This is a genomic window from Desertimonas flava, from assembly GCF_003426815.1.
In the GTDB taxonomy this organism is placed as follows: Bacteria; Actinomycetota; Acidimicrobiia; order Acidimicrobiales; family Ilumatobacteraceae; genus Desertimonas; species Desertimonas flava.
Window position 1 is genome coordinate 267,801 of the sequence record NZ_QKYK01000004.1, and the last position, 7,283, is coordinate 275,083.

8 protein-coding genes are annotated in these 7,283 nt (G+C 69.2%); 4 read left to right on the top strand and 4 right to left on the bottom strand.

The genetic code is table 11. From position 1 onward, the window contains the following. Window positions 1-98 precede the first annotated feature (98 nt). Window positions 99-1,073 carry a hotdog family protein gene (locus DN771_RS07925; protein WP_162941687.1) on the top strand — a complete coding sequence of 325 codons (975 nt, stop codon included), beginning with the start codon at window positions 99-101 and terminating at the stop codon, window positions 1,071-1,073. 83 nt (window positions 1,074-1,156) lie between these two features. On the opposite strand, the gene DN771_RS07930 is transcribed toward DN771_RS07925, so the two are convergent. Then, on the bottom strand, window positions 1,157-2,386 hold the full coding sequence (locus DN771_RS07930) for a CoA transferase (RefSeq protein ID WP_116996803.1): 1,230 nt from the start codon (window positions 2,384-2,386) through the stop codon (window positions 1,157-1,159). 226 nt (window positions 2,387-2,612) lie between these two features. Here DN771_RS07930 and DN771_RS30015 point away from each other — a divergent pair, with 226 nt between their 5' ends. Next, window positions 2,613-3,614, top strand: a complete 1,002-nt coding sequence (locus tag DN771_RS30015) for a hypothetical protein (RefSeq protein WP_193615356.1) — start codon at window positions 2,613-2,615, stop codon at window positions 3,612-3,614. A 158-nt stretch (window positions 3,615-3,772) separates the two neighbouring features. Then, the gene (locus tag DN771_RS07940; protein ID WP_116996804.1) at window positions 3,773-4,684 is read left to right on the top strand and encodes an alpha/beta fold hydrolase; all 912 of its coding nucleotides are present in this window, start codon (window positions 3,773-3,775) and stop codon (window positions 4,682-4,684) included. An 11-nt stretch (window positions 4,685-4,695) separates the two neighbouring features. Here the strand turns inward: DN771_RS07940 and DN771_RS07945 are convergent, their stop codons facing one another. The 3 genes from DN771_RS07945 to DN771_RS29380 are packed head-to-tail and all read right to left on the bottom strand — an operon-like array spanning window position 4,696 to window position 6,018. Beyond that, window positions 4,696-5,058: a hypothetical protein gene (locus DN771_RS07945; protein WP_116996805.1), complete on the bottom strand. Its 363-nt coding sequence runs from the start codon at window positions 5,056-5,058 to the stop codon at window positions 4,696-4,698. Between the two features lie 26 nt (window positions 5,059-5,084). Beyond that, window positions 5,085-5,423, bottom strand: a complete 339-nt coding sequence (locus DN771_RS07950; RefSeq protein ID WP_116996806.1) for a PRC-barrel domain-containing protein — start codon at window positions 5,421-5,423, stop codon at window positions 5,085-5,087. A gap of 37 nt (window positions 5,424-5,460) precedes the next feature. Beyond that, a complete protein-coding gene (locus DN771_RS29380; protein ID WP_162941688.1) occupies window positions 5,461-6,018 on the bottom strand; it encodes a hypothetical protein in 558 nt (185 codons plus the stop codon). Between DN771_RS29380 and DN771_RS07960 the strand changes: the two genes are divergently transcribed. Then, window positions 5,980-7,283 (top strand): HNH endonuclease signature motif containing protein (locus DN771_RS07960; RefSeq protein ID WP_162941689.1); only part of this gene is annotated, 1,304 nt, incomplete at its 3' end. The two genes, DN771_RS29380 and DN771_RS07960, sit on opposite strands and share 39 nt — an antisense overlap.

The window sequence follows — 7,283 nt, forward strand, 5'->3', positions numbered from 1 at the left end:
CAGCGCCCTGCCAGGACGACCGGGGGAGAGTGCCTGGCGCTCTCCCCCGGTCCGGCCGCGCTTGGGTGCGTGACCGCCCATTTGCCAGGCTTGATGGTGTGTTCGACACCTCACGGCCCGGTCCGTTCTACGAAGACTTCGTCGTCGGCGCCACGCTGCCGCCGCTGCCTCCCGTCACCCTCTCGGAGGCCGACAACGTCGTGTACCGAGCGGTCACCGGCGACCAGCACCTGTTGACGGCCGACGCCTCGGCCTACGGTGCAGCGTCCGGCAGCAGCGGGTGCCTCGCCAACCCGGGTCTGGTGATGCAGTACTCGATCGGCCAGACGACGATGGCGACCCGGCAGGCAATCGCCAACCTCTACTACCGGTCGGTGCGGATCCTGCGGCCGGTCGAGCTGGGCGAGACCCTCCGCACGACCACCACGGTGCTCGGCCTCAAGGACTCGGCGGCCAAGGGCGGGCAGTATCGCGGCAAGGTGTGGCTGGGTATCCAGACCGTGGGCGACAACGGTCCCATCGTCGAATACGAGCGGTGCGCCCTGGTGCGCGGCCAGGCACCGAGCCCGGGCCACGACGACGACATCCCCGGGCCGAGCGAGCAGACACCGCTCGATGCCCTCGCCGACACGCTGCCGTCGTGGGACCTGTCCGGGCTACCGGCCGGGCCGTGGGAGATCGGTGAGTCGCTCGTCGATCCGCTCCGCGACCACGTCGACCTGGCGGCTCCGCTCGCCCGGATGACGTTCAACCAGGCCGCCGTGCACCGCGACCACACGGTCACCGCCGACGGCCGCCGCCTCGTCTACGGCGGCCACGTCCAGGGTCTGGCCCAGGCCTCGCTCACGCGGATGCTGCCCGGACTCGCCATGATCGTGGCCTGGGACGGTTGCGACCACCTCGGGCCGGCCCACGAGGGCGACCTGCTCGAGTTCACGCACACGCTGATGGAGCGGGCCGCGGCCGGTGGCGGAGAGTTGCTGCGCTTCGAGGTGACGGGCACGACGCCGGACGACGACAACACGACCGTGTTGCGCTGGACGCCGATCGTGTGGGCTCCCGCGGCGAGCTGACCGCGACGAGGTGACCGCGACGAGGTGACCGCGATGAGCGATGAGGCCGCCACGTGGCCTCATCGCTCATCGCGACGGGCGGGTCACCCGGCGCGAGTCGGGCCAGTGACGACACCGCCGTCGAACAGCTCTGCGATCTCCTTGGTCCCGAGGCCGAGATCGTCGGCGAGGATCTGCTCGGTGTGCTCGCCGAGGACGGGCGCCGGCGTCGGCGCCCCGCGCGGGATCGAACTCGACGTCACCGGTGAACCCGGCATGCGGACGGTCCCGACCCCGGGCTGTTCGACGTCGGCGAACATCGGGTTGGCAGGAGCGCAGCGCTCGTCCTCGTCGACGAGCTGGGCGAACGTCTGGTAGGGACCCCAACACACACCCAGGGCGTTGAACGTCTCGGCGATCTGAGCGAGCGGCCGGGCCTCGATCCAGGGGCGGATCAGCGCTGCGAGGGCGTCGCGGCCACGGAAGCGATCTCCCTCCTTGGCGAAGTCGAGGCCGAGGGCGAGCTCCATGGCCGGCAGGTGCGGCTCGATCTCGGTGGCCCTGGCCAGCGACTGCCACTGCTTGCGGCTGATCGCCACGACCATCACGCGGCGACCGTCGGCCGTCTCGAAATCACGGCCGAACGCCCCGTACATGTCGTTGCCGATCGGCGGGCGGGCCTCGCCGAGCACCTGCGCCTGGGCGATGTAGCCGAGGTTGGCGACCATGGCGAACGCCACGTCGGCCAACGAGATGGTGATCAAGGTGCCCTCCCCGCGCCGCGTCCGGTAGCGCTCGGCGCCGAGCAGGCTGGTCGCCGCCGTGAGGCCGGTGGCGATGTCCCACGCCGGCAGCACGTGATTCGTCGGCATCACCGAGCCCGCCGGCCCGGTGGCGTAAGCGAACCCCGACGAGGGGTTCACCGTGTAGTCCACGGCCGTGGAACCGTCGGGATTGCCGATGATGTTGACGTAGATCAGATCGTCACGACGCGCCCGCAGGCGATCGTCCGCCAACCAGCCGGACGCCGGGAAGTTGGACAGGAAGATCCCCCGGTGGTCGCCCTCCTGGCAGATCAGCGCGGTGAGCAGCTCCTGGGCACGAGGGTCGCGGACGTTGGCGGCGATCGACCGCTTGCCCTTGTTCATACCGGCCCAGAACAGGCTCGTCCCGTCGGGCGTGACCGGCCAGCGCTGGAAGTCGATCCCGCCGCCGATCGCGTCGAACCGAATCACGTCGGCGCCGAGTTGGGCCAGCGTCATCCCGCCGAGCGGAGCGGCGACGAACGCCGATCCCTCGACGATCCGCAATCCTTCGAGCAAGTTGGTCGTCATCGTTCCTCTTTCCTGCGGCTCCCTCGACGCCGGCGTGTCGAGGCAGGCACGCTCCCTTCCCCGCAGTGTTGATACAGCTCGGCCGGTGGTCCAAGTTGACGAGCACAAGTCACACGAGTGTGAATTCGTGGCGGTCACGCGGCCCATTTGCAGCCATGTTGCAGCCCGCATGGTGAATACTGGCGGCGGGTGGAAATCGTCAGCACCCAGGGTGAGGAGTGTTGTCATGCAGAACTGTCCACTGGCCGCCACCGGAGCGTCATCGACCGGGCTCGCCGTGGTGGCGCTGCTCTTGATCGTCACCGGTGTGCTCGCCGCCTGGCTCGGCCGGCACCGGGCATTGCCCGCCGTTCTCGTCGTCTGCACAGGGGTCGGCGTCGCGGCGATCTCGTGGCACTCGCCGGCCGGTGCGGCAACGAGCTGCCCGACCACCACGCCGTCACCGGCCATCACCGTGGCAACCACGGACGTGCTCCCAATCGACGGAGCGTCCAGCGTTCCGGCGGACGGATCGGAGTCCGTCTCGACGACCGTCCCGGACCAGGCGCCGTCCGACACGTCCGCCACCTCCGTGCCGGCGGCGGGATCACCCGCGGCGCCGACCACCGAGGCGCAGTCCGGGGACAGCGGAGGATCGACGGGTAGTGGTGGTGTCGTCGGGGGTGAGGGCGGCACCGGAGGTACCGGTGCACCCGGCGGCAGCGGCGGCCTCATCCCAGTCGACGGTGGCAACGGTGGCAACGGTGGCAACGGTGGCAACGGAGGTGTCGGAGGCGACGGAGGCAGCGGCGGCATTCCCATCGGCAGCGGCGGGACCGGCGGTACCGGCGGCGTCGGCGGTACCGGCGGCGTCGGTGGGACCGGCGGCGACGGAGGCAGCGGCGGCACCGGCGGCAACGGAGGCAGCGGCGGCATTCTCATCGGCAGCGGCGGGACCGGCGGGACCGGCGGCGTCGGTGGGACCGGCGGCGACGGAGGCAGCGGAGGTACCGGCGGCAACGGAGGCAACGGAGGCAGCGGCGGCATTCTCATCGGCAGCGGCGGGACCGGCGGTACCGGCGGCGTCGGTGGGACCGGCGGCGACGGAGGCAGCGGAGGTACGGGCGGCGACGGAGGCAGCGGCGGCAACGGAGGCAGCGGAGGTACCGGCGGCGACGGAGGCAGCGGCGGCATTCTCATCGGCAGCGGCGGCGCGGGCGGCCGGGGCGGTATGGCCGGTTCGGAGTAGCGCGCGGCGCTGATCTCATCGGCACGCTGCGCCGTTGCCTGCCGAACAGGGCCTGCTGCCCAACTCACGCGACGTGTGCTCGCGGCTGCAGCACTCACCCCGCCGATCACTTTCGGTCGGTCGAGGGGTCTGCACGTTCCTGACGACAAGGAGCGAGCATGACCGCCACGAACCGCCCGGACTGGGCCCCCGAGCTCATCGTGACCGTCGACGATGTCGACCTGTGCGTGCAGACGGTCGGCGAATCCGACGACCCCGCCCTGCTCCTGATCGGTGCGTCGATGCTCACGTGGGACGACGAGTTCTGCGAGCACCTCGCCGCGGGGCATCGCTTCGTGATCCGCTACGACCTGCGCGACACGGGCCGATCAACGACGGTCGACCCGGAAGCACCGCAGTACTCGCTACGCGACCTCGTCGCCGATGCCGCCGGGCTGCTCGACGCGATGGGCGTCCACCGGGCACACGTGGTGGGATTCGCCACCGGAGGATGGATCGGCCAGTTGCTCGCCCTCGACCACGCCGAGCATGTCGATTCGCTGACGTTGATCAGCACCCGGCCGACGGCACCCGGGCCCAACGATCCTGATCTCCCTGAACATGCGCCGGCGGTGATGACGCACCTGTCGGCCGCCACCGACCCCGACTGGACCGACCTCGAGGCCGTGATGGATGCCGTGGTCGATTGGGCCCGGTGCCTCGCCGGCGACGGCGGCTTCGACGAGGTCGAGGTCCGTGATCGTGCGCGACGGATCGCCGATCGCACGGTGGCCACGCGAGGTCCCGACGTCGACGAGGGCGCCAGCCACCGGGCGAACCAGATGGCGATCATGTTCGCCCATCTCGACTCCGGGCCGAGGTGGCGCGAGCGACTCGGCACGATCACGGCGCCGACGCTCGTCGTTCACGGCAGCGACGACCCGTTCTTCCCCATCGGCAACGCCGAGGCGCTCGTCCGAGAGATCCCCCATGCCCGGTTGCTCAGCCTGCCCGGGGTCGGCCACGACCTGCCCCGGCGCGTCTGGAACACCGTCGTCCCGGCGATCCTTCGGCACACCGAGCCGACCTGAGCGCCGCCGACTCAGGCCGCTCCGATACCCGCTGCGCGATCGAGTCTCTGGAGGAGATCGTGCGCGGCCAGCTCGATCGCTTTGTGACGCCACTCGGAGGCTCGGTAGACGCAGGCGATCAACCCGCTGCGATGGACGCGCCGGAAGTCTCCGAACACGAAGGCATAGCGCCCTTTCGTCTCATCGGCAGCACCCTCGGTGAGACCGAGGTGCCACGCCGCGTAGTCGTCCCACGAATGACGCTCGAGGTACGCGTTCTGCGCCTCGGCGTTCGGCTGAACGGCGCCCCAGTCGCTGTCGAGGACATACTGCCGGGCCTCGATCAGTTCACGGGCGCGGCGGACACCGCGCTCGTTGACGGCATAGGAGGCCACGCGTCAGCGACCGGGGCGCCGCATCGTCACCAGCCGAAGGGCCCGTAGTAGTCGTTGAAGGACTGCCTGGTCGGCTCTTCCGTCCACCACAGGTCGCGCCAATCGGGGGCGTCCTTCACCTGGTCCTTCGTCATCGAGATGTACACCGTCTCGTTCTCGGCGTCGATCCGCTCGATCACCCCGACCGGGATGACCCGCTTCTTGCCGAAGATCCAGAACCCGGTGTCCACCACCAGGCTGGCGGCGTCAGATTCGGCGGTCAGGTCGTCGACCTTGCCGATGTGGCCGTCGGTGGCTTCGACGTCGAAGCCGATCAGTGCGACGTCGGACATGACGTCGGCTCGGTAGTTCCAGATGTTCGTCATCGTCTTCTCCTTGTGTGTGCCTGCAGCGGGCGGATGATCAGGCCGTCTGTCGGCGAGTCACGTGGTCAGTGGTGTCGACCTCGGGCGTTTCGGTTGCTTCCTCGTGGTGTCGAGTTCGCCACAACACCAACGCGACAAGGCCCACCGCGAGCCCTCCAATCGCGATCAGCAGCGCCAGCTTCAAGTCCACGCGGCGCCTGCGCCGTCGAGACCGTGGGTCGTGCCGGCTCACGAAGTCGGCCACGTCGTGGGCGACGTCCTGCAGCGTCGGCAGGTCGGGCAGCGACGGCAGGTCGTGGATGGACGGCAGATCGTGCTTGAGGTCCTCGATCGAGCGCATGTCAGCTCCGTACCCACTTCTCGCTGCGAGCTTGCCCGGGAAATCTGTAGTGGCGTCGGAGGACTCCTCAGACGATGCAGAGAGCGGCATTTCAAGATTTGAGGTGTCCGTCATTTGGTGGTTGATCGTGCCGGTTTCTGCGGTCAGATCGTCGAGAATCTCTTTTGTGTCAGAACATCTGTTGCATTGTCTGCGGATCTCGACTAGCGTTTCGTCATGGCCCCCGGCAACCGCCCCGACCTCGAGCAGCTCCACGCTGCCGTCGACGCCCTCGGCACCGCGTTCGCCGACCTCGCCGTCGAAACGTTCACCACCGACACCCTCAAACACGCCAGCATCGAAGTGACACGAGCGGCCAACATGATCGACGGCATCCGCGCCGACCTCGCCCGCAAAGAACGCGACCTCCGCCCACCCGCCGGCACCATCCCACCCCCACCCAGCCGCTCCCTCGACCCCCGAGGACAACGCCCCCACCGCCAACCCGAACGCGATTCAGCACGCTCCGACCTGTTCGACCAGCTACCCCCACTCGGCGACGCCACCCGCCGCGGTGACCTCTCCGGCGCCTACGCCGACACCGTCAGCAACGCCACCAACCGCCTCTCACCCGACGAACGAACCGCGTTCTACCAGCAGTACCGCAACGACCTCACCACCCACGCGTTGACCAACGATCTGCACAGCTTCCGGGTCCACGTCCGCGGCCTCGTCGACGACTTCGACCGGGCCCGCGACCTCGAACGCTTCCAACAACAACGCGCCAACCGCACCGCCAACACCTGGATCGATCACGCCACCGGCATGACCAACCTGTACGCCCGCTTCGATCCCGAAACCGGCGCCCGCGTCCGCGCCGCCATCGACCAAGAGATCGACCGGCTCTACCGAGCCAAGCGCGACGACCCCACCGACACCCGCACCCACCCCCAAGTCGTCGCCGACGCCATCGCCAACCTCATCACCGGCACCCGCACCAACGACCAACACGCCACCGACCTCGTCGTCCTCATCGACCTCCACACTCTCATCACCCACGACCCCGCAAAGCCGGCCACCGAGACGACCCCAGACACCACGCCCACCACGGCCACCGGAGCCAACACAGCGGCCACCACGACAGCGGCCACCACGACAGCGGCGCCAACCGCGGCCGCCGCGACGACGGCTACGACGGCAGCGAACCCGGGACGTTGCTGCGAAACCTCCGACGGCACACCCCTGCCCGTCGAAACGATCCGCCGGCTCGCCTGCAACGCCGGCATCATCCCCGCCGTCTTCAACAGCCACGGCGTCATCCTCGACCTCGGCCGAACCCGACGGCTCGCCACCAACGACCAACGCCAAGCACTCCGCACGATGTACCCGACCTGTGCGTTCAACGACTGCACCACCCCGTTCGACCGCTGCGAAATCCACCACGTCGACCCGTTCGGACCACCCACCAACGGCACCACCAACCTCGACAAACTCATCCCCACCTGTCAACACCACCACCACCGCATCCACGACCACCACCT